The organism is Ferrimicrobium acidiphilum DSM 19497 (assembly GCF_000949255.1).
In the GTDB taxonomy this organism is placed as follows: domain Bacteria; phylum Actinomycetota; class Acidimicrobiia; order Acidimicrobiales; family Acidimicrobiaceae; genus Ferrimicrobium; species Ferrimicrobium acidiphilum.
Map to the genome: position 1 here is coordinate 25,290 of NZ_JXUW01000008.1, position 25,237 is coordinate 50,526.

A 25,237-nucleotide genomic window follows, 5' to 3' on the forward strand; every position below is an offset into this window, starting at 1 on the left:
ATCGTAGTGGAATCTGTTACGAGTTCTTGGACGCCTTCGACTCGACCATGGCTATCGATCGCGATAACGCCTATAGGACGTGATTGGCGACCACGGCCCCTGATGCCCTATTTTGCGAATGAAGCTGGCTGTGTCGGTTCGGGCTACGAGCCTGGTAAGTCTGTCGATGCTGCAAAAGTGTTCAGGCGGATTGTTCCTAATCTTTACCGCAGTGGTGATTATCGGATATGTTCCCAGGTTGATATGAAGGCAAGCGCGTTCAAACTCAGGAGACATTGGACGGCCCCTTACGGTGCTCTGAAATTTAGAAGGCAAGCGCTAGAGGGATTCCTTCAGCTCTACCTCGACGAAGATGGCCGTCGTGCTGCCTTTGTTGATCACGTTGTGGGCTGTCCCCTTCGTGCCAACGTAGGGCACTCCGGCCTCTTGGTGCATGTCGTGGGTCTCACCCGTTGCGTCGACTACGTGGAAGCTGCCGCCGGTAACCGGGATGACGATATAGTCGAACTCGTGGATGTGTTGGCCGGTCGCAGCTCCTTCGGCGAAAACCCATGTTGTGGTTCTACAGCGACTATCGTTTGCGTGTTGGGTAGCTTGCGCGAAAGTCATGTTACTCCCTTTCGTCTTGGTGGTAGCCGGTAGTCGATCGTTAAACCTTTACTCGGAGGCTAGCGCGGCTAGATGCCGTGGTCGGACAGACGTCGCAGTCGAAGGGAGTGCATCTGGGTTGGAAGAGCAGACTATCACCTCGACCGGTCTTCGAGATCGCTAGAATTGCCAGCAAGCGGTGATGGTCTTTCGCTCGCCATCGGATGGGACGTCAAAGAGGTATGAGTGAAGATATGGACATCGTGGTTGAAGATGTTAGGCCTCCGTATTCGTGGTAGTTGACGAGGGTGGCGAGGTTCTAGAGGATCGTCATGGCTGGCGACTCGTTCTAGTGGGAACATTAGTGTCAGCCATCGGAAGTGGCCTAACTCTGCCTTTTCTGGTGGTCTACCTACACAGTATTCGCCATATGAGTTTGCCAGTAGCGGGACTTGTCGTCGCCGTTTCCGGGGTCACCGGACTAGCTACCGGCACTATCGGAGGGAGCGTTGGAGATCGAATCGGTGTAGGCCGCCTGCTCTTTGGTGGCTTGCTGGTCTCAGGTATGGCTACCATCGCTCTTGCGAGGGTTCGCACCCCACTCTCCGCGGTGATCGTAGTCGCCTTGATTGGGATCGGTGAATCTGTCATCTGGCCAGCGCTCAATGCACTGGTGGCTAGTCAGCTCGCAGGGCCGAATCGACCACGCGCATATGCATTGCGATTTGGAGTTTTGAATGGTGGGTTGGGAGTCGGAGCGTTGATCGCCGGCTCGGTCGTCTCGCTCCATCGACCGGCAAGCTTTGAGCTGATCTACTTAGTCGATGGACTTACAACTGTTCTCTTTGGACTCATAGTTGGCATCGGACTCCGTCATAGGTCGGGTTTCCGAAACCATCCCGAGCTTGACGGAGATGGGAGTCAAGCCAAGGCTGGGTACCGAACCGTGCTCTCCGACCGGCGCTTTCTGGCTTGGTTGATCGCCTCGGCACTGTTTGTATTCTTTGGCTATGCAATGATCGATGGAGGATGGGCGGCTTATGCTACTGTAATTGTCCATGCCAGTCCGAGGATTGTCGGCATAGGTTTCGCAGTCAACACTGGCGTGATTGTGGTATCGCAACTCGGGGTTGCCCACCTCACTCGCCGGTGGCGCCGCAGCAGAATGCTCGCCGGCGTTGGTGTTCTCTGGTCGCTCGCCTGGTTGATGGCAGGTATTGCAGATGTCTCCGGATTGTCACATCTAGATGTTGATATTGCGCTGGCACTATCTCTTGGGATCTTTGGATTAGGGGAGGCGTTGCTGAGTCCGGTTGCCGGTGCGCTGCCGAATGATCTTGCGCCTGATCGCCTACGCGCTAGGTATAACGCGCTTGGTTCCACAGTTTGGTCATTTGGCACCATCATCGGACCACCGATAGCCGGGGTGCTGCTTGCCAGCTCTACTCCACTTTCGTGGGTCGGACTTGTGTTCGTCGGATCTATCCTCGCCGGACTGGTCGGTCTCAACCTCGGACGCCTCTTGCCTGCCGAGATCGATCGGCCAGTGGGAGTCGATGGAGACACAGCGACAGCTGGATGAGACGTGAGACTACCTAGGCGCTGCCATCGGTCTCCGGCGTTGTGGATACCCATGCCGGTTGCGTTGCTACAGAGGCGACGACGTTATGGTCGTGAATATGAGTCGACTTAAGTAGTCCATGGAAATATACAGAGCCATAGAAATACTTTAGGCAATAATAAGAGCGACGCGGTGTTCTCTCGTGGCTTTTCGAGTTCTCATAGAATTCTATACCAGATGGTAAAAAGTGGAGAATCGACAACATGAACAGGGATTATTGCCGAGTGTTGACTTGGAGTATTTGCCATTTTGATGGGTGTTGATAGTACAGCAGTGCTGCTACCTCACCTCAGTGCAAGTCCGCTCCCGACGGCACGGCTGTGATGATCTGTTGGGGCAACAATGCTGGTAGCACATACTGTTGACGGCGATTGATCTCTCCGGTTGCCGGTGGCGCAAGATGGTGATTTTGTCTTCGACCGCTACCAGATCATCTTTTTTGGGTGTGTTTCCACGACGGTTGTGTCGTTGTATGACGAGGTGCTTAAGCCAGAGTCTGGTCTCGTTGTTCCTGATAATGTTAATGTAGTACCAATTGGTTTATATATAAATTGTGCAATAGTCATTACGACTGAGTTGCTCATCCCCTTCTCTTCTGAACCGACGATGCAGAGGTGAATGCAGTTGGAGATAAAACCTCCACCGCCCTAAGTGATACCGCCGACGTGCCTGGAAGAAAGTCTTGCCCTAGGACTCAGACCCAAGACGGGTTAAGAAGTAGTGTCCGTACGGGCAGGTAGGATGTCTGGCCGCAGCGTGGTGTGTCGGTAGCCTGGAGTAATGATTACTCCAGCGGATGTGCTTGTGGCTCAACGTAGAATCGCTCCTTGGGTGCGTGAAACTCCGGTGATAAGGTGGGACGAGCACCCGTCTCGGCCAATAGTCAAGCTTGAAGCGCTGCAGGTGACTGGTTCGTTTAAGGCGAGGGGAGCCTTCAACCGGGTGCTCGCGGCCCAAGAGGTCGGAGCGATTGGTGAAGCAGGGGTAATCGGTGCGTCTGGCGGTAACGCCGGCCTTGCGCTCGCCTACGCAGCTCACAGGCTTGGGATCCATGCAGAGATCGTTGTGCCTGAGACTTCGAGCCCTGTCAAGTTAGAGCGGCTGCGCACCTTGGGTGCCACCGTGGTCGTCCATGGTCAGCGCTATGGCGACGCTTACGACTTTGCTCTCGCCCGTCAACAGGTGAGCGGGGCGCTATTCGTCCATGCATATGATCAGGAGGAGGTTGTGGCCGGACAGGGAACGGCGGGACTAGAGTTCTTGGATCAGGCAGGCGGTCTCGATGTTGTGGTTGTCGCGGCTGGAGGCGGTGGCCTCGTCGCTGGTATACGTCTTGCGATGCCCGAACATACGCGTGTGATTGCGGTAGAACCGACGCTAGCACCCACGATTCGCAGGGCAATTGAAGCTGGTGGTCCGGTGGACGTCGAGGTGGCAGGAGTGGCGGCGGATTCCTTAGGCGCCCGTCGCTGCGGCGATCTTGCCTATCATCTGCTCTCGTCTATGGGAGTCGAGTCCGTCCTTGTTGATGAGGAGGAGATGATCGTGGCTAGGCAGCGACTTTGGGATGAGTTTCGTCTTGTGGGCGAGTACGGAGGAGTGGCAGCACTCGCGGCGTTGCTAGCTGGCAAGATCGAAACCAACGAAAACGATCGTCTCGGAATTATATTCTGTGGTGCGAATTCAGACCCTTCAGACCTGGTCAAACAGGTTTCCAACGACCAAGGCTAGTGTGTGAGCGGCCTATTGGCACAGCAGATCTTAGGCTAATGGAGGGAAGATTCCAGCTCGGGTAAGCAGGCCAGGCACCGGGTTAGGTAGTTTGCGGCTCAGGAGCTCAACCACCGGAAAGAGGCTTGGGAGATCTATCCCGAGTTCATATCCGGAGCGCTCCAACATGTAGGCGAGGTCCTCGGTGGGGATGTTGCCGGTGGCGTTAGGGGCAAACGGACATCCACCAATTCCTCCAAGCGATGCATCGAGGATCGTTACTCCCTCCTCAACGGCAGCCATAGCGTTGGCAAGACCAGTATTGCGCGTGTTGTGAAAGTGGCAGCGAAGCTGAATTGGGCGCGACCCGATGATCTTGCGCACCCCCTGCATCCGCTCGTGCACGTCTTTTGGAACGGCAACCCCAATGGTGTCAGCGATCGCGATTTCAAAGGGCTCGAGGTCTGCAACTCTCTTCACGATAGCGTAAAGCTGTTCGGCGGTCACCTCTCCTTCGTAAGGACAACCAAAAGCAGCTGAGATGGTGATTGAAGTGCGAAGGCCCGCCTCTTTGGCGCGTTGCGTGACAGTGGAGGCCATCGAGAGGTTGGCTTCGACGGACTTCCCCTGGTTTCTCTGCGAGAAGGTCTCGGTAACAACTACCACGTAGTTGATCTCTCGGAGTGGTGTAGCAAGTGCGCGGTCGAGTCCGCGATCGTTAAGAACTAGGCCTATAGCGCCGTCGAAGGCTTTAGGACTGAGCCTTCCAAGTACAGCCTCTGCGTCAGCCATCTGGGGCACCCTGGCTGGATTCACAAAGCTAGCAACCTCGATTCTTTCCAGCCCGGCCGACAGACAACCCTCAATGAGGGCGACCTTCTCGTCTGTCGAAAAAGGAGTGGCTTCGTTTTGAAGTCCATCTCGTGGCGACACTTCAACAATCTCGATCCGTGGTTGGCCCATCGTCTTTCCTCTCTCGGGGTAGCCATCTCTGTTTACTCTAGGCGCTTTGCTCTTTCTCTCCAAGTTTTCGTGCGAGGCAGGTTTCGGTGTGATATTGTATGCAAAATCAGTTTTGCCGAGGGGAAAGTGGAGCAATATTGGGGGATATAGGTACTGATGTATACAATCAGCTTCGCGAGCAGCTCGTTGCGGGAGAGATCATGGCCGGACAATTATTGCGAGAGGAGTCCTTGGCCGAACGTTTTGGGGTCTCAAGAACACCCATTCGTGAAGCACTACGCAGGCTTCAGGTTGAGGGGTTTATTGAGATAGCTCCTCATCGTGGGGCTCGTGTACTCGGCTGGAGGGCGGAGGATATAGGCGAGGTGTTTGCGCTTCGTGGAGTTCTTGAACCGCACGCGGCTAGGCAGGCGGCGCTCAGGCTATCTGATGATGACCTTGTTGTCGCACGAAAGCTTGCTGATGGGATGGAGCGTTTTGCTGCCGATCGACCCGATGGCTTCGAGGATCAGATCGCGAGTTTGAACAATCAGTTTCACGCCCTAATTGTTAGTGGATCAGGTAACTACCGACTGTCGGAGCAGGTCCAATCGATTATGGAGCTCGCACGCGTTCGTGCGACGTTCCAGCGTTACAGTACGCATGAACTCGATCGATCGATGTCGCACCATCGTGAACTTCTAGATGCACTCGCAGCTCGAGACCCCGATTGGGCAGAGTCCGTCATGAAGTGCCACATCTTTGCTGCGCGATCGGTCTATCGATGAGGAAGGAGCAGTATGGATACCGTTGATGCTGCAGATGACCCAGAACGGCTCCCACTCGAAGATCTCCGAGTGATCGAGATGGGACAGCTATTAGCAGGCCCATTTTGCGGTCAGCTGCTAGCTGATTTTGGTGCTGATGTGATCAAGCTGGAGGATCCAGGTCGAGGTGATCCGATGCGCGAGTGGGGACGTGAGAAGCCTCATGGTCTGTCACTGTGGTGGCCAGTGGTGGCGCGTGGAAAACGTTCTGTCACCATCAACCTACGAACAGAGGAGGGACAGGAACTCGTACGATCGTTGGTTGCCCAGTCCGATATCCTGCTTGAGAACTTTCGCCCTGGCACCCTTGAACGCTGGGGTCTTGATTACCCCACGCTCAAGAAGATCAACCCAGGTATAGTCCTGGTTCGGGTCACAGGTTATGGTCAGACTGGTCCTTATGCGAATCGAGCTGGCTTTGGATCGATTGGCGAAGCGATGGGTGGCATCCGCTACGTCACCGGTGACCCAGACTCACCCCCGTCGAGAGCCGGTATCTCTATTGGTGACTCACTAGCGGCCACATTCGCTGCTCTTGGCGCGTTGGTGGCGGTGCATAATCGGACGATCACGGGCGAGGGGCAGGTGGTCGATACCGCTATCTACGAGGCGGTACTCGCGATGATGGAGTCGCTTATCCCCGAGTACACGCTTGGAAACTATATCCGCGAACGCACGGGGGCTGTTTTGCCTAACATTGCTCCGTCGAACATCTATCCGACCAAAGATGGCCTTCTTCTGCTAATCGCAGCCAATCAGGACTCGGTCTTCGCGCGACTCACGCTCGCCATGGGGCAGCCGGAACTAGCTGAGGATCCTCGATTCGTCAGCCACAGCGCACGCGGAGCTAATCAGGCGATGCTTGATGAGATTATCGCTCGCTGGACGAGCAGTCTTGAGACCGGGCAGCTTGAGGAGTTGCTTCAAGCGCACGGTGTTCCCGAGGGCAAGATCTACCGGGCTCCGGAGATGTTGACCGATCCCCATTTTTTGGCTCGAGAGGACATCATCACCCTGGCGCACCCGCACTTTGGCGACATGCAGATGCACAACGTGGCGCCACGGTTGATGGGCACCCCAGGAAGAGTCCGTTGGGTCGGTCCTGAACTGGGTGAACATAATTTCGAGGTGCTCGGAGGTCTACTCGGTCTGTCGGTGGACGAGATCGCCGCACTAAGAGAGCGAGATGTGGTGTAAGCAGGCGACTCTACGTGACAGGGGCGGCCGTGGAGAGGTGATTCCTTTTCACAAGTCGTAGGCAAACGTAACCAGAGCTGGTTTGGTGACGGAGATGTGAATAGATGGAAGGTTGTTTATGAGCTGATGCGGTCGGTGTCGGCCGCTGAGGAGAGAAGAGGAGAACAGGAATGGGGTATCGATTAGGTGTTGATGTGGGAGGAACCTTCACTGACCTCTTGCTGATAGACGAGGAATCAGGGGCGACTCATCGGGCGAAGGTGCCATCAACGCCGGGAGACCCGTCGATCGCAGTCTTGCAGGGAATAGATTTGATTACTCAGCGGGCATCGGTGGATCCTGGTGAGTTGAGCCAAGTGATGCATGGCACTACGGTGGCGACGAACGCTGTGCTTGAGGGGAAGGGGGCCAAGGTCGGCCTAGTGGTGACTGAGGGGTATCGGCAGATCCTGCAGGTAGCTCGCTCTTTTGTCCCCGGCGGACTCGCTGGCTGGATCGTCTGGCCTAAACCAGAGCCGTTGGCCTCTCTCGAGAACACGATCGAGGTCAAGGAGAGAATTGATGCACGCGGTCAAGTAATCAGGCACATAGATCAGGCGGCCCTCCGGCAGGAGCTGGAACGCCTCCGCACCCACGCCATCGAGGCACTCACGATTTCGTTGATGAATTCGTTTACAAACGACGAACACGAGCTTGAGGTGGCGCGGTTAGCTGAGGAGATCTTTCCAGATATTCCGATCTCATTGTCGTCGAAGATCTTACCTGAGATCAAGGAGTATGAACGGACGCTAACTACCGTGGCTAACTCCTATGTTCGACCACGCGCGTCGCAGTACTTGAACAATCTGTCCAGCGAGCTTGGACGTCGTGCACCTGGTGCTCGTCTCCACATTCTTCGCTCTGATGGAGGTTTGATGGGATTGGAGGTCGCCTCGGCTGCTCCTGTAAACATGCTGATGAGTGGTCCTGCCGGGGGCGTCTCTGGGGCGGTATGGATCGCTAGTCAAGCTGGCTACAGCGATCTCTTGACCTTTGACATGGGTGGCACTAGCACCGACGTGGCGCTTGTGCAGCAGGCGATCCCTAAGGTCGGGCGGGAGACCTCGGTTGGGGATCTGACCATTCGCGCCTCCTCGATTGACGTGCGGACGGTCGGTGCTGGCGGTGGCTCGATAGCACACGTGCCGGCGCTAACCAAGGCACTCCGTGTCGGCCCTCAATCCGCTGGTGCCGATCCTGGCCCAGCGGCATATGGGCGAGGAGGAACTGAGCCCACGGTGACGGATGCAAACATGGTGCTTGGCTACTTGCCGTCTGGTCTGTTAGACGGAGAGATGGGGCTCGACGGGGAAGCCGCCCGCGGTGCGCTCGAACCGTTAGCCGAGGCCCTAGGGATCGAGGTTGAGCGAGCCGCTTCTGGGGTGATTGACATTGTGAATGAGAATATGTTTGGTGCGCTTCGGTTGGTATCGGTGCAGCAAGGCTACGATCCCCGTGACTTTGCGCTGGTCGCCTTCGGCGGAGCAGGTCCGTTGCATGCCAACGCATTGGGGCGGCTCATGGGTTCATGGCCGGTTATCGTTCCACCGTCGCCAGGAGTACTCTGCGCGTTCGGAGATGCGACGACACGGCTACGTTCGGAGTCCTCGCACACCTATATTCGTCGATTCTCCGAGGTCTCGAGTCAGCAGGTGTTGGAGGAGCTAGAACGACTGCGCATCGATGCAGCCGCCGAGCTGGTGAGTCAAGGAGTCGCTGAGTCGGATCAAGAGATTGGTTACTCCATAGACATGCGTTACCATGGCCAAGGTTTCGAGGTGACGATTGATGTTGACCCAGCCATGCTAACCGACGAGCTCTTGGATCAGACGTGTGCCAAGTTTGAAGCCGAGCATGAGCGTCTCTTCACGTTTGCACTCGACCAGGAGTGCGAGCTCGTACATCTACGCGCAATTGCTCAAGGCGCACGTCCAAAGGTGGAGGCATTGCAGATAGAGGTTGGTGACGAAGACGCCTCATCTGCAGTCATAGCAACCAAGGAGATCTATGTCGAAGGAGAGAGAGCTCCGGCCAAGATCTACGCTCGTTCGCGCCTACGGGCTAACAACCGGATCCCAGGTCCAGCCATTGTGTCGGAGATGGACTCTACCACGCTGGTTTTGCCGGGGCACGAGGCTCGCGTGGATGCCTATGGCAATCTCATCATCAATCCAGTTGTCTGAATCGAGTGTTGTCATCTAACCAATCTGTGAATCAAAAGGAGGAGTTGCAGTGGCCCAAATTATAGAGACTTCAAGTCAGTCATTCGCGTCGGTTGATGTCGACCTTGTAACGGTGGATATTATTGAGAACGCTCTACGTAATGCTCGTTATGAGATGGATGCGGTTCTCTTTCGCACCGCCATGAGCCCGGGAATCCGAGAACAGCACGACGAGTTCCCGCTGATCGCCGATCATAAAGGTCGAATGGTGGTTGGGCAGTTCGGATCCTTCATCGGAGGATTTCTGGACAACTATCAAGGCACCGTTGAGGAGGGGGATATCTTTCTCACCTCTGACCCATACAGCTGTGATGGTGCCATCAGCCACGCCAACGACTGGTTGGTTTTGATGCCGATCTACCTGGAGGGGCGTATCGTAGGCTGGGCGGCGATGTTTGGACATATGACCGATGTAGGCGGAAAGGTGCCTGGATCTCTGCCGACCGATGCCGAGAGTATCTTCGAGGAGGGGGTGGTGATTCCACCTACCAAGATCTATCGACGCGGTGTTCTCAACCACGAGATGCTCGAACTTATTTTGAATCAGGTCCGTATGAAGCAGTGGAACCGGAGTGACCTTAACGCTATCGTCGCCGCCTGCAGGACCGCTGGCCGTCGGGTGGTTGAGCTCTGTGGCCGATTCGGAACTGATGTCTACATCTCAACTTTGGAGCAGCTGCTTGAACGTAACTATCGAGCGATGGAGCAGCTAATCCTGCAGACGGTCTCAGAAGAACGTATCTCTTTCACCGACTACCTCGACGATGATGGTCTTGGCAACGGCCCATATCGGATCCACTGCACCATGTGGAGAGAGGGCAATAAGGTCCATTTGGATTTTGAGGGAACAGACCCACAATCGGAGGGCCCGATCAACTTCTTTTTGAACGTAAACATGTTCAAAATGTTCTTTGGGATCTACATGATCATGGTGTTTGACCCACAGATCCTCTGGAACGATGGCTTCTATCCACTGGTTGAGGTACATATTCCAGAGAGGTCGCTCCTCCGCCCCGCTTACCCAGCTGCCCTCTCGTGTCGAACACACGGCCTTGGGAGAATCTTCGATATCCTCGGTGGTCTTCTCGGTCAGCGGCAACCGGAGTTCCTTTGCGCAGCCGGATTCTCCTCGTCTCCACACCTTATGTACTCTGGCACCGACCAGGCCGGCGAGTGGTTCCAGCTCTATCAGATCGGCTTTGGAGGTATCCCTGGTCGACCGTTTGGCGATGGTCCGGACGGTCATTCACTGTGGCCATCGTTTACGAATGTGCCTAATGAATTCCTTGAGGCCTACTTCCCGCTGGTAATCGAGAGGTATGAGACGGTGGCTGACTCTGGCGGTCCGGGCTTTTTCCGTGGGGGCAACGGGATCGATATCGCCTATCGCTTTCTCGAGCCAGGCACCATCTCAATTCATGACGATCGCTGGTTGACCTATCCATGGGGAGTGAATGGCGGATTGCCTGGTGCGAGGAGCACAAAGTATGTGATCCGTACTAACGGAGACACAGAGGTGCTGCCGTCGAAGTGTGATCATGTGAAGGTTGAGGTAGGTGATATTCTCCACTACGTGACCTGGGGAGGTGGCGGATGGGGCGATCCGCTCGATCGGGCGGCAGAGCTGGTAGCCCTCGAGGTTAAGCGTGGTTTGGTTACCCATGAAGGCGCCAAGCGTTACGGGGTTGTCTTAGATGACCATGGAGCAGTTGTGGAGCCGGCAACCGAGTCCCTGAGGGACGAGATCCGCCAGCAGCGTGGCGACCTTGCTGTCTTTGACTACGGTGCGCCTCTTGATGAACTCAAGCGCAGGTCGATGGAGGAGACTGGGCTGATGGCGCCGAGAGATCCTGTCTTTGGTGCTCGGTAAGAACATTGGAACGACGTCCGGTTAGTGAAGATTATCGTCAAGCAGGCTTCTCTGGTTCGGTCGGTTTTGGCGTGCGCCCTGCGGTGGTTGTAGTTGATCTTGTTCGTGCCTATCTAGATCCCGAATCGCCTTTGTTCTCACCTCGCTACGAGTCGGTACTTCGGGCGGTGAGTACACTTGTCGCTGCCGCCCACGCCTCCAGTCATCCGGTGGTCTTCACCGGTGTGGCCTACGCCAAGGGTGGATTCGACGGAGGATATTTTTGGCGCAAGGTTCCTTCGCTGCATGTCTTCGAGGATGGGTCGACTCTACGTGAATTCGATGCCCGTCTGCAACCTGAGCAGGGCGACCTGACGATTATGAAGCAGTACGCCTCGGCGTTCTTTGGTACCTCGCTGGCGTCCACGTTGCATGCCGTAGGGGTCGACACGCTTCTAATAGCCGGAGTCTCCACATCTGGATGTGTCCGTGCGACCGCTGTTGACGCGCTGCAGTTTGGCTTTCGACCCACCATCGTGCGTGAGGCGGTGGGTGATCGGACAGAATCGATCCAGCAGGCGAACCTGTTTGATCTTGAGGCAAAGTATGCAGATGTCTGTTCGCTCGATGATGCGTGTGCCTATTTGGGCCGTGCCGACATCGACCTACGGTGAACTTGGTTGGCGACCAATCCTGTAGATGGTCTCGCCCCTCAGTCTTTGGTGGTGAGAGTCCGGTAGTCGGCTAACCGAGTCGCGCTCCAGTGGCGGTGCCGAACCTTTTATGAAGCTCTTGTTTGATCACTCGAGGGAATCCAGCTGCGGTGAGCTGTTGTAGACCTGCTACCGCGATTTGTGCCTCAGCGTCGCCTTTGATAGCTCGATGACAAAGCGCCGGATCGAGATTGGCTACCGCGAGAATGGCGCCTTGGATGGCGAGGATGCCGGCGAGGGCGAGCAGCACTGGGTTGCCGACGTAGAGGGCGCCGTGAAAGCGTTGCACCTCGTCGAGGAGACGGGCTGCATCGCCGCTAGAGTCCTTACAGCCGGCTACAGGAAGAGAGCATAGGGTGTCGACTTCGATTCCGGGCGACGAGACGGCGGGAAAATGATAGGCCAGTATCGGAGTAGAAGGACAAGCGGCAGCTATCGCTTCATAGTAAGGGCGCGAATCCGACGATCGGGGGGGTGAGAGAACTAGCAGGGCGTCGGCTCCGTTGTCGACCGCTCGCATTGAGGTGATTACTGCTGCTCGAGCTGATGGTTGGCCGGTGCCCACGAAGACGGGAATGTGAGCTGGAAGGGCGGCTCGCACCTGACGGACCAGCTCTACCCTTTCGTCATCGGTTAGAGCACTCGCCTCTCCGGTGCTGCCTGCTACTAGCACCCCGTTGACACCGAGATCGACGAGCCTAGCGGCATGTTCCGCCGTGGCCTCGGCCAGGAGATCACCGTGCTCATCGAAGAGGGTGACGAGTGCAACGCCAATACCTTCAAAGAGAGAAGACGGTGTGGTCGGTCTTGTCTGTTCATGAGAGTCCATCACCCCTAGCGTAGCGGGTGGTGTCGACTCCATCCTTATGCGAATCGTAGTTCCAGTTGACTCGGTGCGGCTGGTGTAACTTATGAACGAGGTCGGAGTCGCTCCGTTTAGGCCAATATTGTAGGGGCGGCGCGAGCTACACCACGAAAGGTGCGTTTATAAGCCTGTCTTGTCCAGAGCTGGTATGGCGATCAACCATTCGAGCCGCCTCTGCTGGCGGCTCGAATGGTTGAGACGTAAGCGTTTTTGCCCGACTCGTTTAACTTGGCCCCACCGATTATGCCGGTGTTATTTTGCCAGGACCAGCTGCTGGAGCTGTCTTTCCAGGCGGTACGGGCGTGGAGGGCCTGCCAAGCTGTAGCTTGGTTGCGGTCATGGTATTGGTGGCCGTAACTACCCCTTTTGCAACCACGAAGGAACCGTCCTTGATAGCGGACAGGCTGCTCGTAGCTGTTCCGTCGCGGTAGGTCGTTGTTCCTGTGACATTGACGGTGGCTGTCACTCCACCACGAAGCTTCAGCGTAAGCACATCTCCGGATATAGCCGTGACCTTTCCTGCGTAGTGAGGTAGATGGATCGCGATGTTGTCGGCGTTGAGTGTGCTCTGGTTAGAGGCCAACGTGCCGCGAGCAGAGATCAGCTCTCCTACCTTCAACGCGCTCTGAGATACCGTCGACCGTCCCTCATGATAGATCGTGGAGCCAGAGGTGTAGATCGCTTGCTCGAGCCCGGAGCGATTGGTGATGGTTATCGTGTTTCCCGAGATGCCAACGACCATACCGAGAGCTCTTGGCTCTAGGATGCGAACCGTTTTGGCCGTCGAAGAGCCTCGGCTAGTGACAACGCGCACGCGTTCACCGGTCTTCAGTGCCTGGGAGTCCGTGGTCGAGGTGCCCTCCAGGTAGCGAGTAGAGCTGTTCAAACTATAGCTGCGTGTCACATCGTTCATTGAGCGAACGCTGAGGGTGGTCGTACTCGCCGTGACGACGAGACCGCCGACCATCGGGCGGCGCCCCTTCCTAGGTTTCAAGGCTGGGTTGGGACGATGCTTAGGTCCGGCGACAGCGGTCGGCAATTTTGCTGAGGTGGATGCAAATGTGGCGCTGGTGGCCAATCCAAGTGATGTGAGCCCCACTGCTGCGCCAGCGGTGATGCCGAGGATAACTCCTCTGTTCCTCTTTAGGAAGTGACGTTGCATGAACTTCTCCTATCTATGTTCTTTTGTCGTAGTCGTCGCCTGCATGTTGCCATGCCGACCATTTCTAGCGTGTTGTTCTCAATCTCTATTACCCTACGGTCGACTGGCGATTGTTCAGTTTCAGCGACATTGAACAGTCTTGACTGCTTCCACAAGAGCTAGTTATCATTTTGGTAAAAGGAAGGTAAGAATAGTAGGTAGGCGGCCACCGAACTATAGGAAGGGCTCCACCATTCCCGTTACTGCGGTAGCGCTGTGGGCTAGTATGACGAATCAGTGACGCATTTACGTGAACCTTTACCATCGGTCTTGTTGGCAGAAGATGATAGGGCGGCTCGAGACGCTATTCGTCGGGGACTTGAACTGGATGGCTACTCAGTAACCGCAGTGGCCAACGGCGAGGAGGCGTTGATCGTCATAGACAGGACTCCGCCTTCTCTTATCATCCTGGATCTGATGATGCCCTATGTCGATGGGCTGACTGTCTGTCGCAAGCTCCGGAGCAGTGGTGATCGAACCCCTATCCTGCTACTTACGGCACGAGCTGAAATCTCTGACCGAGTCTCTGGTCTTGACGCTGGCGCAGACGACTACCTGACCAAACCATTTGCACTCGAGGAGCTACAGGCGCGCGTGCGAGCGTTGTTAAGACGGTCTTCCTACGCTGAGCGGGATCCTTGGATCGTCGTTGGCGATCTTAGAATTGACGAACGAGCACGTCGTGCCTTTCGTGGAGATCGTGAGCTCGAGCTCTCTAAGACCGAGTTTGACCTGCTGCAGCTACTCGCCTTCAATGCAGGTTCAGTACTGCCGCATAGCCTGATCTACGACCGTATTTGGGGTTATGACTTTGGGCCAGAATCAAAAAACCTTGCAGTCTACATAGGGTATCTGCGTCGTAAGCTCGAGGCTAACGGCGAGCCCAAGATACTCAGAACTGTTCGAGGTGTCGGTTATGGCCTGGTTGCTCCATGAGTCTTCGGGTTCGTTTGGCGCTCGTTCTGGCACTCTTTGCCGCCCTGACGGGTGCAGTGGTGGCCACGGTCGCCTATGCCACCACTGCACGCCAACTGATGTCATCGGTGGATGCGTCGTTGCGATCTAGCGCTGTGGCCTTGCGGGCACCCACACAACCACTTCGACCTATAGCTACCACGACACCCACCAAGCAACACCCCCGGAGATTTGCCCGACCTTTCCGTCCGGGTGGCCTCTTCCAGCTTGCTATCGCGCAGACGATCTCTGCTTCAGGTACTCTCACTCAGCTGGTGGGCACTACTGCTCTCCCAGTTGAGAAGCGAGATCGTGAGATCGCGAATGGGTTGGCCACTCGATGGTTACGGACGCAACGTTTCGACGGTAGCTCCTATCGCATCCTAACCATCCGAGATCGGGGCTATGGTGCGATCGAGATCGGTCGAAACATCAATGATGTGATGAGATCGCTCGCTGTGTTGCGGCGACGTTTCATCTTACTTGTGCTCGCCGCCGCTATTGCTGCCGCCGCCATCGGTTACGCAGCAGCGATGGTTCTTGGCAGGCCGATCCTTCGATTAGCGCGTGCAGTGGCCAAGGCGGGTGCGAATAACGTTCTTGACGTCTTGCCTGATGACCAGCGAGGCGATGAGATTGGAGTGCTGGCACGCTCCTTCCGCAAAACTTTTGAGGCATTGCGACGCTCTCAGGCGCAACAGCGACAACTCATACAAGACGCTTCGCATGAACTTCGAACCCCATTGACCTCGCTTCGTACCAATATCGATCTATTGCAGCGCTATGAAGCACTTGCAGAACCGGATCGAAGCCACATACTTGCTGATCTCCAGACGGAGGCGCGAGAGCTTACCGACTTACTTGATGAGCTAGTAGTTCTGGCTATTGAGGGGCAAACCGACGAAGTGGAGTCCAGCTTCGATCTACGCGTCGTAGCGCAAGATCTCGTCACGCGCTTCAAAGGGAGGGCTAGCCAAACGTTGGAGATCTCTGTCTCTTCCGAGCCTACTATGGTGGTCGCACCGCAACGATCGGTTGAGCGAGCGATCAATAACCTGTTGGATAATGCGGTCAAGTTTGCGCCGTCTGGATCTATTATCGCCATCACAGTTACAGGCAAATCGTTCGAGGTAACCAATGAGGCCGAGTTTATCGAGGACTCGGATCTTGAACACCTCTTTGAACGCTTCTACCGAACTGCGTCGGCTCGGTCATTTCGTGGTTCCGGACTTGGCTTAGCGATTGTCAAAGACACGATTACCGCTATTGGTGGTGTGACTTATGCTCATAACTCGCCAACCGCGTCGGGCAATAGCATAACCATCGGATTTAGACTTCCCGAAACAAACCTCTAGAGTCAGCTGCTATTCGGTAATCTAGACTTCGTGAGGTAACAGCCGACCCGCAGAAGTATTAGGAGTAAATATTCGCGGTTCGACATGACAAGGGGCCAACGGTTGAACATAGTTGCACCTTATTCGACCTATGCTGACCACGGTTATCGCGGTCAGGACTATCTTGAATGCCGCTGGTGATCAATTTATTTTGGGCGCAGACTCTTGTTCTTGATTCTAAGTAGATGTTCGCATATCGGTTGTACGCGTTCATCTAGGTCGGTTTGCTTACACGAGGTGCAAGTAACATCCTCATCTTAAACCGACATCGTGGGCCAAAGATTATTGTTAATCCAGCTGTCACTCGAGTGATGAATCGAGATTATTAGCCAAATCTATTAGAGCGCTACAGGATCGAAATTGGCCTTCCATATTGCCGGGTCTCTAAAATTGTTCGTGGTTAATATTGGCGGATAGTTATTGCCTCACGCTCTTGAGACACTCGCTATTGGCCCATATCTGTCCGGTGGAGATAGAAAGTCTATGATCCTGCGCTTCTTGGGGTCTAGTCGATGTCTTTCGAATTGGACAGCTCCAAGCACGGGTAGATTCTGTCCTTTGAACAGCGGCACGCTAGTCGTCTAATCTGGGTCCAACGACGGCGATGCTGAGATCTAAGACTCACTACTGCGGGAGGGTGGTCTGCTAAAGCGACGCCTCGCGATCGCTTGTCATCCATATGGAGTACACAGAAGCTGTATTTCACGAAAACTATTTGCAGACTTTATCCAAACGAGCTATCGTATGCTTTGAGATGGCGAGGATCACGGCAGGAAGTCATTAACAAAATCTGGAGGGTGTGATACTGGAGGGCTTGGTCTCCATAGTGATGCTGTAGCACATAGCCGTGGATGGGCTAGCTAGCAGGCCTGGTTGTCAACTGGACTGAGATCACTTAAACGTGGTCGGCCAAGTTGATCGGATGTGCAGGCGTATGTTATGACATAGTATCATCAAGTGTATTGAGTCTATCCACCCGAATGAATTGGAGGAATGTATTGCCTATTGGAATAGCTCAGCTCAATCGTGTGATGCCCTGCCACAGAACTGTGGAGCCTTTGGGTGAGGGTAGTGTCGGTTCCGGTGTTCTAACTGTGGTAGGAGATCGCCATGTGCTTGGGGCTGTGCTGAGTTCTTGTTCGGATATCGTATGAGAAGGCGAACAGGGTGTCTTTTGTGACCTTTGCTAAGTCACTCTCTGAGGCATCGTTCAGTTCGTACGACGACAGCCTTTCTTGCTGATGGCGCTCAAGGGTTCTCCGACTGCGAGGTCGGCAGCGCTGGTCCGACTCGTTCGCATCGTGGGCATTGTCGTTGCGATCTGTATGTTCTTTGGCATCGCTGATTCCGGCGTTTCGTGGGCTGCTACTCCTGCAATACGGAGCATACGGGCTATCAAGAAAGGCGCTTCTTCATTCTTCGCCCTTGAGGGGCTCGCTGTGAACCCGGAAACCAACACGGTTTACACGACTGATGGCCTTGAGTTATTCGTGATCAACGGAGCTAACGACAAGGTGACCCACACCCTCCATGTCGATTCCTTCGGATTGGGAGTTGATCCAGTGACAGGCATGCTCTATGTGACCAACGGCAAGACCGTGTCGGTGATCAATGGAGCCACCGACAGGGTTGTAGATACGATCGACGTAAAATATGGTGCAGTTTTTATAGCAGTTAATCCATCAACGAATACCGTGTACGTGACCAGCGGAAAGACGGTGTCGGTGATCAACGGAGCCACCGACAGGGTGACACATGCGATCCATCTAGGCGCTCATGTTTTTGCCATCGCTATGAACCCCACGACCAACACGTTGTACGTAGGCTTGTCTGAAAATTCCTACGCTACCTATTTTGGCCAGGCTGCTGCCAATAGACTGGCGGTGATCAACGGAGCTACCGACAAGGTTACCCGCACCATCGATTTAAGTTCCCAGGCGGCGCAGCAACTCGCAGTGAACCCCACGACCAACACGGTGTACGTGGGTGGTAACTCTATATTCGTGATCAACGGAGCTAACGACAAGGTGACCCATCAACTCTTTGTCTCTGGTCTCATGACTGTCAATCCCGCAACCAACACGGTGTATGTAAATAATGGCAAGGCCGTATCGGTGATCAATGGAGCCACCGACAAGGTGACGAGCACGCTCCATGTGAAATCTGCCGGGATTGGGTTCGCAGTGAACCAGACAACCAACACGGTTTACTCGAGTGACGGTGACTTTGTATCCGCGATTTCTTTTGGCAACCCAAGCCACAGCGTTGTGTCGGGAGACAGCATCTGGCTGGCTGTCGTCGGCCTTGTCGTCGTGGGTGGCGGGTCAGCGCTTATAAATGTGTCGAAGCGCCGTCGGCTGGATGCCCAACAAGCGGATGAAGATGGGACACCACCTCAACGTTATCAGCGCCGTCGTTAGTGCAAGGATGACGCATGTCTGAGCCGATTAGCCTTCTATTGGCTCCATCGGGATGTTCAAGCCCGCCAGCGACCTAGCGATTTGGTGCGGCTTCGGAGATAAGCGGTAATTATCTCGTTGTGACCGATTCGCAAAGTAGTCCGCGCTCTGGCCAACCACCTTGGTGGGCACAACCGCTCGCCCTGGCCGATCTGGTTTGCGATTTTACGACCTGCTTGCTGGTAGTGCGGCTTGGACTTCTTTATCGCCGTTGCCGTTCACTACTGCTCTCCTTCTGCATCGATGTGAGGTAGGAGGGTGTCGAGCCACCTGGGCATCCACCAGCTGTTATCGCCAAGGAGGGTCATTATCGAGGGCACTAGCAGTAATCTGACCACGGTAGCGTCGATAAGGACGCTGACGCCGAAGCCGACGGCGAACATCTTGATGACGACGTCAGATGAGCCGACAAAGGCAAAGAATACACTCGCCATGATTAGCGCGGCTGCTGAGATTACCCTGCCGGTCGAAGAGAGACCCTCTGAGACTGCCTCAGCATTGCTGGCAGTGAGAGTCCACACCTCTCGAACGCGTGAGAGCAGAAAGACCTCGTAGTCCATAGAGAGTCCGAAGACGACGGCAAAAACGATCAGCGGAACATAGGCTTCGATGGAGACATTCTGTGGAACGCCGAGGAGACTCCGTCCCCAACCCCACTGGAAGGTTGCCACGAGAACTCCGTAGGCTGCTCCAATGCTAAGCAGGTTCATGATGACGGCCTTCACCGCGAGCACCAGACTGCGGAACACAGACATGATCACGAGAAAGGCGACGACCAGAACCAAGATGATGGTGACGACAAGGTGAGAGCTGATGGTCTGGTCGAATTGAATCTGTAGCGCGGTAGCACCTGTGATATATCCCTTTACTCCACTGGCATGGGTGACGCTCGGTAGTGTGGTGTTCACCAACGTCGAGAACAGTGCGTTGGTCTGCTGACTATCTGGTCCTGACTTGGGCACGATGGTGGATGTAAGGATGGCGCCGTTCGGGGTCAACTTTGGTGGAGAGACTGAGGCTACATCGCCAAGTCGAATCAACTGATGGTAGAGGTTGTGGCCGAGAGTGCTCGCCGATCCTTGGTAGTGGCCAATGTCGATGACGGCGACGAGTGGGCCGTTGGCGCCGGGCCCGAATGCTCTCGCGATCTCGTCGTAGGCCCGGCGGGAGGTAAATGTGGTTGGATAGGAGGAGTCGCCGACGTTACCGAGTTGGATTGAGAAGAATGGCACGATCAGGATTGCGAGCACGATCAGTCCACCCAATAGGTAGAGAAACGGACGCCGCTGAAGGTGGTAGGCGTAGCGGTGCCATAGGTCGTTCGAATCGCCAGCCTCTGCGACCGGCCGTCCAATGTGCCACCTGTCTATCCTGGACCCTGCCAGACTGAGACCGGCAGGGACAAGGGTTATTGCACCTGCCGCGGCGGTGAGGACCCCAAAGAAGGCGGCGAAGCCGAGTTGGCCGAAGAAGGTTATACCCGACGCATATAGTCCAAAGAGGGCTATCGACACACTCGCTGCCGCCACCAAGACTGCGTGCCCACTTGTGGCTACGGTTCTGCTTGCCGCGGTGACTGGATCGAGTCCGTCCATGATCCGTTGACGAAAGCGAGTGCTTAAGAATACTGCGTAGTCGATACCTACCCCTAACCCGATCATGAGCGCCAAAGTCGGCGAGGCTGTGCCGAAGGTGATGACGCTAGCGACGATCCCAAGTATCGAAACACCGATGCCGACACTAAAGATGGCGGTTACAAGAGGTAACCCAGTGGCGATCAAGCTGCCAAAACTCACTACCAGAACGATTATCGCAACGCCAAAGCCAATCGCCTCTGACGAGATGTCCTTGGTTGGAGGATTCACGACGGCGTCGAATCCACCACCATAGTTGACGTGAAGTCCAGCCCGAGTCGCTGGCTCCATGGCTCGATACAGCGGGTTGGCGTAGGTTTTCCCAAGCGAGGCGGGCAATACTTTTAGATGAACTGTGATCAGTGCGGTCGTCCCCGGCCTCGATAGAGCGGAAGCGTTGGATGAGAGAGGATTCGATACCGCCACCACGTCGGCGAGTTTGGCTAAGTTAACCTCGCTTTGGTCGATGGCCTTGGACTTCGAGAGCAGGTCGACACCGCTAACCACCACGAGACCTGTGTAACCTGAGCTCGCTGGATCGTTGCGTTTCAGGAGCGTGAACCCGATAGATGCCTGTGTTCCGTGGAGGTTGATGCTGTTTTGATAGACCCCCGAGATCGCTCGATGTCCTGCGACCGCCGCGATCAGGACAACGAACCAGATCCCTATTGTACGTAGCGGTTTGCCCGCACAGGCACGACCTAGCCGCTCTAGGAGTCCAAGTTGTGTTGTCATAGCTGGGCCTTCGCCTCCTTCTTCGGCGCTGTAGCGGTTGATCTCGCTTCGACCTCGGCAGGCTTGGCGAGCAGCTACTCCTCAGTTCAGGTCGTGTAATGACATTAGCCATCTGGTGTTACTCCCTGCAGTGTAATATATGGCAGAAATGACACATGTCAGTACTGCCATCAATTCTGAGGTTAGCTCACTCTGAAGATGGCTTTAGTGCTAGGATCGTGATTTGTGGGTTCGATTGAGCAGGGAGGACGGCGAGAGCGCAAAAAGGCATTGACTCGAGAGCGTCTGATCAAGGTTGCGCGCGAGCTCTTTGCTGAGCAGGGATTCCCGGAGACGACGGTTCAGCAGATTACAGAGGCCGCCGATGTATCCGAGCGAACGTTCTTTCGATATTTTGAATCCAAGGATGATCTGCTCCTTCTTGATCTTGTTGCATTTTTCGATCGAGTGGAGTTTGAGCTCCGTGTACGCCCTATAGAGGAGGAGCCACTGGTCGCCCTCTACCAGTCGATGCTCACTAGCGTCCGCTCTGGATTGGATGAGTCGTTTGAGATTCCAATGGTTCGGCCCCATGGACTTGGGTTGGAGTTGACCAATCAACTTGCTCGAACCTACATCAGTTGGGAACTGCGAATCGCAGAGATTCTTGCCCAACGTCTTGGCGGCTCTTCCGATTGTCGGTTGCGTGCGGATGTAACCGCAAAGCTCGGGATTAGCGTGCTTCGAGCAGCGTTTCGAGAGCTATTTCAGAACACTCCGGAACACCTGCGCCCGGAGCCAGCTGCATTTCCACAACAGCTGGAGTGTGCCTTTGTTTCTGCACTAGATGAGTGTGATCTGTTGCGAAGACTGCTCGCCACCCGGGATTAAGTCGGTTGATGCTAATCTAGACGGCTCTCGCAACAGCACTACTAACCCTCTGTTGATGTCGGCGGCACACTGCCCACCCTTCTTATGTCTCATTGACGAGTAACTAGCATGGAGGTGGCATCCCATCGTAGCTTTAGCAGCTGCGTCAAGTTCCTACAAAGGAGATTCCATGGATACGGTTGATCAAATGACCCAAAGTGACGGCCACCAGTCGAGGCTTGTCCGAATTCTCGCTTTTGTCCCACGGATCCTGTCATCCAAGCCGCATATTATCTTGCTCACGGTGCTAGGTGTATATTTAGTGGCGCTTCCATTGCTTTCGGTCCATGTATCTGCGTTCGCTGAGCTAGTCGGTGGCAACTACACCAATGTGACCAGTGATCTCGGTGCGTGCATTGCGGCTGGAGGTACGATTCACCTAATCAAATCACATCGCGAGCACCGAAGTGAGTTGGCTAAGCTACAGACCTTGGTCACCGACCTCCATCGCCGACTTGATGAGAAGCTCTAGGGCGCGAATCTCAGCTTCGCTTCAGTCGGTCCCAAGCTTTCGCTGGCAGGCTAGAACGAGCGCGTTGGGGCTGGATTCCGATGGAGTTCCACTCCCAATGCGTTGTCAATTTCGGCGCGATGAGGATTAGAAGGAGTTACATGAAAACAACAGCCCGAGGTGGCGGTCTGGAGACCGACCCGAGCCCGACGCGCCGAGCAAGTTCAGGTGAGACTGGCCTGCTGTTCGCACTCGCACTCGCTGGTATTGGCCTTGGGGTTGCGCTTGGATTGCCGCTGGTCGATGGCACCATTCATGAGATCCACGCTCCAGGTGGATGGACTCTTTTTCTGGGATCAGTGACCGGACTCGTCGGCACCTATTTCGCGATGGTGATGGTGTTGATGGCATCGCGTCTACCGCTGCTAGAGCGTGCGCTCGGCCGTGGTGGAGTCATGGGTTGGCATAAGAACCTGTCCGTTCTAGCTATCTCCTTCATACTTGCTCATGCGGTGCTGACCACGGTGGCCTATGCGCAGATTTCCAAGACGGGGTTCTCCCACGAGATCGGCGTGTTGATCAACACATATCCGGACATGCTCACCGCATTCATCGCTCTGGGATTGATGTTGCTGATCGGATTAGTATCGCTTCCTTGGCTGAGGCGACGACTATCGAGAGAGAATTGGTGGCTGTTGCATCTGCTGATCTATGTGTCGTTGGTGCTATCGTTCGCCCATGAGCTGGTACTCGGCCCTAGCTTTGTGAATCACCCTGTCGCTCAGTGGGTATGGGGTCTGGCGTGGGTCCTCGTTGGAGTGGCCATCCTCGTCTATCGTGTCTGTATCCCCTTGCTTAGATCATTGCGTCATGGGCTGCGAGTGGTGGCGGTCGAACCGCAATCCAATGGGATCACCAAGGTGTTGCTGGAGGGTCAGTACCTTGATGACCTGCGTCTGCAAGGCGGCCAGTTTTTCGAATGGCGTTTTCTGACTCGTGGTCGATGGTGGCAGGCACATCCGTTCTCTGTCGTTGATCTCCAGGGTGACGTCATTAGGTTAATGGTTAAACCAGTCGGTGACTTTTCCTCGAACATCGCACAACTCAAAGTGGGTACCCGCGTCTGGTTCGAGGGCCCTTACGGGAACTTTACCGTCGCTCGGCGGGCCAGAGATCGCGCGCTTTTGATCGCAGGTGGAATCGGAGTTACGGCCATACGAGGGCTGCTCGAGGATCTACCCGCCGGTAGTCGACCAGCTCTTATTCTTAGGGTCACCTCTAAAACCGATCTCATGCTGGTCGATGAGCTTGAACGTCTCGCCAACGAGCGCAACGGTCGGGTCTATATTCTGAGCGGAGACCGTACCTCGGTGGATTTGCGTACCATCGCTGGCAACATCAAGGACTATCGGAGTCGTGACATCTTCATTAGCGGCTCGCCAGGTTTTGTCGAGGCGGTGCGCGATGTTTTCTTGCAGCTTGGAGTGCACAGGCGCCAACTCCATGTCGAACCGTATTCGATTTAGTCAGCATCAGCTGTTATCGCTAGAGGAGAGTTACATGCGCAGAATTTTGACCGTTCTTGGTGCGACGGTAGTTGGCCTTATTGGCATCCTTACTCTGTATCCACGGTCTAAGACCCAGTTGGGTTCCACCGCATCCAACAAGACCCATTCGAGCTCGAAGGTGTCTAAATCCAAGAGTTCGACTCCAGCGGCCGTGCCATTGCCGGTCGGGCCGACCTCGGTTACGGGGCCGGTTACGAACTATGGTTACGGGGACATCGCGGTGACCGTCGACGTGAAGGCCCACAAGATCGTCCAGGTATCGATTGCGAAGTTCCAGGCGCTTGACCAGTACTCGGTCCAGATCGAGCAAGCTGCAGTTCCGTTGCTCCAGACCGAGGTGCTCAAAGCTCAGGGGCTTCCGATCTCGATAATCACGGGGGCCACCTATACGAGCCAGGGTTTTGCCTACTCGCTTCAGGGTGCGCTTAATAAGCTAAAAGGGAAATGATGCTCGCTGAGATCGCTACCATGGGCACGGTTTTTACGCTGTCGATTGGAGAGGGAGATCAGATCGATGGCGGGTGGGATCGTATGGTTGATAGGGCGACAGACGAGCTTGGGCGTCTCGATAGGGTCTTTAGCACCTATCGGGATGACAGCGAGGTGAGCCGCCTGCGGCGTGGAGAGCGAGGCGTGGAGAGCTCCGAGGTTGAAGAGGTGGTTGCCCTGTGCGAGCTTGCCAGAGAGCTGTCAGACGGATATTTCGACCCATGGGCGGTGCCGGGAGGTTTCGACCCATCAGGCCTAGTCAAGGGTTGGGCAACCGAGCGCATCCTTCAGATGTTGATTGATGCGGGTGCGGCCGAAGCCGTGGTGAATGGAGGTGGAGATATTGCGATTCACAGCAGCGAGCCGATTAACGTCGGGATTCGGCATCCGTTCGTTGCGGATCGACTTTGTGCGGTGGTGAAGTGCAATACTGCAGTCGCGACATCGGGCCTCTATGAGCGCGGGTGTCATGTGATTAATCCAGCTGGAGGAGAGCTGGGCGCCTTCGCTGCCACCATCGTTGGAGCACCTCTCTACCTTGCTGATGCGCTTGCTACCGCTGTGATAGCTGGAGGTGATCGAGTTCTAGAACAGATAGGCTATGCGGGGGAGTTCCACGGCCTGCTGATCACCTTTGATGGGATGTTGCACGCGCTACCAGGCACAGTGTTCTCGCCGGAGGAGATCTAAGGTCACTGGTGGCATCTCTTATCTTTGAATACCCGGTTGGGTCGGTTGTCGAACCCATGGCGAGTTTTTGTCTCTTGGCGCGTTACTCTGAGAATGTTTATTACTCAAGTCAAGCAACACAGAGGATGCAACAGCTTTGAACGCCTCAGCCTTCGTCATATCCAGACTGATATCATGACC

General features: G+C 55.2%; 20 protein-coding genes. 15 read left to right on the forward strand and 5 right to left on the reverse strand.

Annotated features, from left to right (window positions below; translation table 11 throughout):
* Positions 1–318: 318 nt before the first annotated feature.
* Entirely contained in the window at positions 319–609 is a 291-nt protein-coding gene (locus tag FEAC_RS05495; protein WP_035388950.1) for a cupin domain-containing protein, read from the reverse strand.
* 271 nt (positions 610–880) lie between these two features.
* Here FEAC_RS05495 and FEAC_RS05500 point away from each other — a divergent pair, with 271 nt between their 5' ends.
* Together FEAC_RS05500 and FEAC_RS05510 are read left to right on the forward strand one after the other, a co-directional pair.
* Positions 881–2,170, forward strand: a complete 1,290-nt coding sequence (locus FEAC_RS05500; protein WP_052565721.1) for an MFS transporter — start codon at positions 881–883, stop codon at positions 2,168–2,170.
* An 819-nt stretch (positions 2,171–2,989) separates the two neighbouring features.
* Positions 2,990–3,940 carry a threonine/serine dehydratase gene (locus FEAC_RS05510; protein WP_035388952.1) on the forward strand — a complete coding sequence of 317 codons (951 nt, stop codon included), beginning with the start codon at positions 2,990–2,992 and terminating at the stop codon, positions 3,938–3,940.
* Between the two features lie 30 nt (positions 3,941–3,970).
* Here FEAC_RS05510 and FEAC_RS05515 read toward each other — a convergent pair whose 3' ends face one another.
* Positions 3,971–4,882, reverse strand: coding sequence for a hydroxymethylglutaryl-CoA lyase (locus FEAC_RS05515; protein ID WP_035388953.1), 912 nt, complete (start codon positions 4,880–4,882; stop codon positions 3,971–3,973).
* Between the two features lie 137 nt (positions 4,883–5,019).
* Here FEAC_RS05515 and FEAC_RS05520 point away from each other — a divergent pair, with 137 nt between their 5' ends.
* The 5 genes from FEAC_RS05520 to FEAC_RS05540 all read left to right on the forward strand — a co-directional run bounded on the left by FEAC_RS05520 (position 5,020) and on the right by FEAC_RS05540 (position 11,669).
* Positions 5,020–5,649 (forward strand): GntR family transcriptional regulator, encoded by a 630-nt coding sequence (locus tag FEAC_RS05520; protein WP_035388954.1) that lies wholly within the window; start codon positions 5,020–5,022, stop codon positions 5,647–5,649.
* Positions 5,650–5,661: 12 nt separating this feature from the next.
* A complete protein-coding gene (locus FEAC_RS05525) occupies positions 5,662–6,885 on the forward strand; it encodes a CaiB/BaiF CoA transferase family protein (RefSeq protein ID WP_035388955.1) in 1,224 nt (407 codons plus the stop codon).
* Positions 6,886–7,055: 170 nt separating this feature from the next.
* Complete coding sequence (locus FEAC_RS05530; protein WP_035388956.1) at positions 7,056–9,107, forward strand: hydantoinase/oxoprolinase family protein; 2,052 nt, start codon at positions 7,056–7,058, stop codon at positions 9,105–9,107.
* Between the two features lie 49 nt (positions 9,108–9,156).
* Positions 9,157–11,016 carry a hydantoinase B/oxoprolinase family protein gene (locus tag FEAC_RS05535; protein ID WP_035388957.1) on the forward strand — a complete coding sequence of 620 codons (1,860 nt, stop codon included), beginning with the start codon at positions 9,157–9,159 and terminating at the stop codon, positions 11,014–11,016.
* Positions 11,017–11,021: 5 nt separating this feature from the next.
* Positions 11,022–11,669, forward strand: a complete 648-nt coding sequence (locus FEAC_RS05540; RefSeq protein WP_035388958.1) for an isochorismatase family protein — start codon at positions 11,022–11,024, stop codon at positions 11,667–11,669.
* A 70-nt stretch (positions 11,670–11,739) separates the two neighbouring features.
* Here the strand turns inward: FEAC_RS05540 and FEAC_RS05545 are convergent, their stop codons facing one another.
* Positions 11,740–12,570 (reverse strand): dihydrodipicolinate synthase family protein, encoded by an 831-nt coding sequence (locus FEAC_RS05545; RefSeq protein ID WP_081901020.1) that lies wholly within the window; start codon positions 12,568–12,570, stop codon positions 11,740–11,742.
* 244 nt (positions 12,571–12,814) lie between these two features.
* Positions 12,815–13,735, reverse strand: a complete 921-nt coding sequence (locus FEAC_RS05550; protein ID WP_035388960.1) for a DUF5666 domain-containing protein — start codon at positions 13,733–13,735, stop codon at positions 12,815–12,817.
* A gap of 276 nt (positions 13,736–14,011) precedes the next feature.
* Between FEAC_RS05550 and FEAC_RS05555 the strand changes: the two genes are divergently transcribed.
* From FEAC_RS05555 to FEAC_RS05565, 3 genes are all read left to right on the forward strand, one after another.
* Positions 14,012–14,710 carry a response regulator transcription factor gene (locus FEAC_RS05555; RefSeq protein WP_035388961.1) on the forward strand — a complete coding sequence of 233 codons (699 nt, stop codon included), beginning with the start codon at positions 14,012–14,014 and terminating at the stop codon, positions 14,708–14,710.
* A complete protein-coding gene (locus FEAC_RS05560) occupies positions 14,707–16,083 on the forward strand; it encodes a HAMP domain-containing sensor histidine kinase (protein WP_035388962.1) in 1,377 nt (458 codons plus the stop codon). The genes FEAC_RS05555 and FEAC_RS05560 overlap by 4 nt, the downstream gene beginning before the upstream one ends.
* A 1,280-nt stretch (positions 16,084–17,363) precedes the next feature.
* Positions 17,364–18,542: a YncE family protein gene (locus tag FEAC_RS05565; RefSeq protein ID WP_052565725.1), complete on the forward strand. Its 1,179-nt coding sequence runs from the start codon at positions 17,364–17,366 to the stop codon at positions 18,540–18,542.
* Between the two features lie 260 nt (positions 18,543–18,802).
* Here FEAC_RS05565 and FEAC_RS05570 read toward each other — a convergent pair whose 3' ends face one another.
* Positions 18,803–20,950 (reverse strand): MMPL family transporter, encoded by a 2,148-nt coding sequence (locus FEAC_RS05570; RefSeq protein ID WP_035388963.1) that lies wholly within the window; start codon positions 20,948–20,950, stop codon positions 18,803–18,805.
* Positions 20,951–21,175: 225 nt separating this feature from the next.
* On the opposite strand from FEAC_RS05570, the gene FEAC_RS05575 reads away from it, so the two are divergent.
* The 5 genes from FEAC_RS05575 to FEAC_RS05595 all read left to right on the forward strand — a co-directional run bounded on the left by FEAC_RS05575 (position 21,176) and on the right by FEAC_RS05595 (position 25,057).
* A complete protein-coding gene (locus FEAC_RS05575) occupies positions 21,176–21,820 on the forward strand; it encodes a TetR/AcrR family transcriptional regulator (RefSeq protein ID WP_052565727.1) in 645 nt (214 codons plus the stop codon).
* Positions 21,821–21,989: 169 nt separating this feature from the next.
* Positions 21,990–22,331, forward strand: coding sequence for a hypothetical protein (locus tag FEAC_RS05580; protein ID WP_052565729.1), 342 nt, complete (start codon positions 21,990–21,992; stop codon positions 22,329–22,331).
* 140 nt (positions 22,332–22,471) lie between these two features.
* Positions 22,472–23,836 (forward strand): ferredoxin reductase family protein, encoded by a 1,365-nt coding sequence (locus tag FEAC_RS05585; RefSeq protein WP_052565730.1) that lies wholly within the window; start codon positions 22,472–22,474, stop codon positions 23,834–23,836.
* A gap of 34 nt (positions 23,837–23,870) precedes the next feature.
* Entirely contained in the window at positions 23,871–24,326 is a 456-nt protein-coding gene (locus FEAC_RS05590; RefSeq protein ID WP_035388964.1) for an FMN-binding protein, read from the forward strand.
* Positions 24,326–25,057 (forward strand): FAD:protein FMN transferase, encoded by a 732-nt coding sequence (locus tag FEAC_RS05595; RefSeq protein ID WP_052565732.1) that lies wholly within the window; start codon positions 24,326–24,328, stop codon positions 25,055–25,057. The genes FEAC_RS05590 and FEAC_RS05595 overlap by 1 nt, the downstream gene beginning before the upstream one ends.
* Positions 25,058–25,237: the final 180 nt, after the last annotated feature.

Coding starts and splice junctions, on each gene's coding strand:
- FEAC_RS05495 (WP_035388950.1), bottom strand. CDS start 609: ATGACTTTCGCGCAAGCTACCCAACACGCAAACGATAGTCGCTGTAGA.
- FEAC_RS05510 (WP_035388952.1), top strand. CDS start 2,990: ATGATTACTCCAGCGGATGTGCTTGTGGCTCAACGTAGAATCGCTCCT.
- FEAC_RS05515 (WP_035388953.1), bottom strand. CDS start 4,882: ATGGGCCAACCACGGATCGAGATTGTTGAAGTGTCGCCACGAGATGGA.
- FEAC_RS05525 (WP_035388955.1), top strand. CDS start 5,662: ATGGATACCGTTGATGCTGCAGATGACCCAGAACGGCTCCCACTCGAA.
- FEAC_RS05530 (WP_035388956.1), top strand. CDS start 7,056: ATGGGGTATCGATTAGGTGTTGATGTGGGAGGAACCTTCACTGACCTC.
- FEAC_RS05545 (WP_081901020.1), bottom strand. CDS start 12,570: ATGGAGTCGACACCACCCGCTACGCTAGGGGTGATGGACTCTCATGAA.
- FEAC_RS05550 (WP_035388960.1), bottom strand. CDS start 13,735: ATGCAACGTCACTTCCTAAAGAGGAACAGAGGAGTTATCCTCGGCATC.
- FEAC_RS05560 (WP_035388962.1), top strand. CDS start 14,707: ATGAGTCTTCGGGTTCGTTTGGCGCTCGTTCTGGCACTCTTTGCCGCC.
- FEAC_RS05565 (WP_052565725.1), top strand. CDS start 17,364: ATGGCGCTCAAGGGTTCTCCGACTGCGAGGTCGGCAGCGCTGGTCCGA.
- FEAC_RS05570 (WP_035388963.1), bottom strand. CDS start 20,950: ATGACAACACAACTTGGACTCCTAGAGCGGCTAGGTCGTGCCTGTGCG.
- FEAC_RS05580 (WP_052565729.1), top strand. CDS start 21,990: ATGGATACGGTTGATCAAATGACCCAAAGTGACGGCCACCAGTCGAGG.
- FEAC_RS05585 (WP_052565730.1), top strand. CDS start 22,472: ATGAAAACAACAGCCCGAGGTGGCGGTCTGGAGACCGACCCGAGCCCG.
- FEAC_RS05590 (WP_035388964.1), top strand. CDS start 23,871: ATGCGCAGAATTTTGACCGTTCTTGGTGCGACGGTAGTTGGCCTTATT.
- FEAC_RS05595 (WP_052565732.1), top strand. CDS start 24,326: ATGCTCGCTGAGATCGCTACCATGGGCACGGTTTTTACGCTGTCGATT.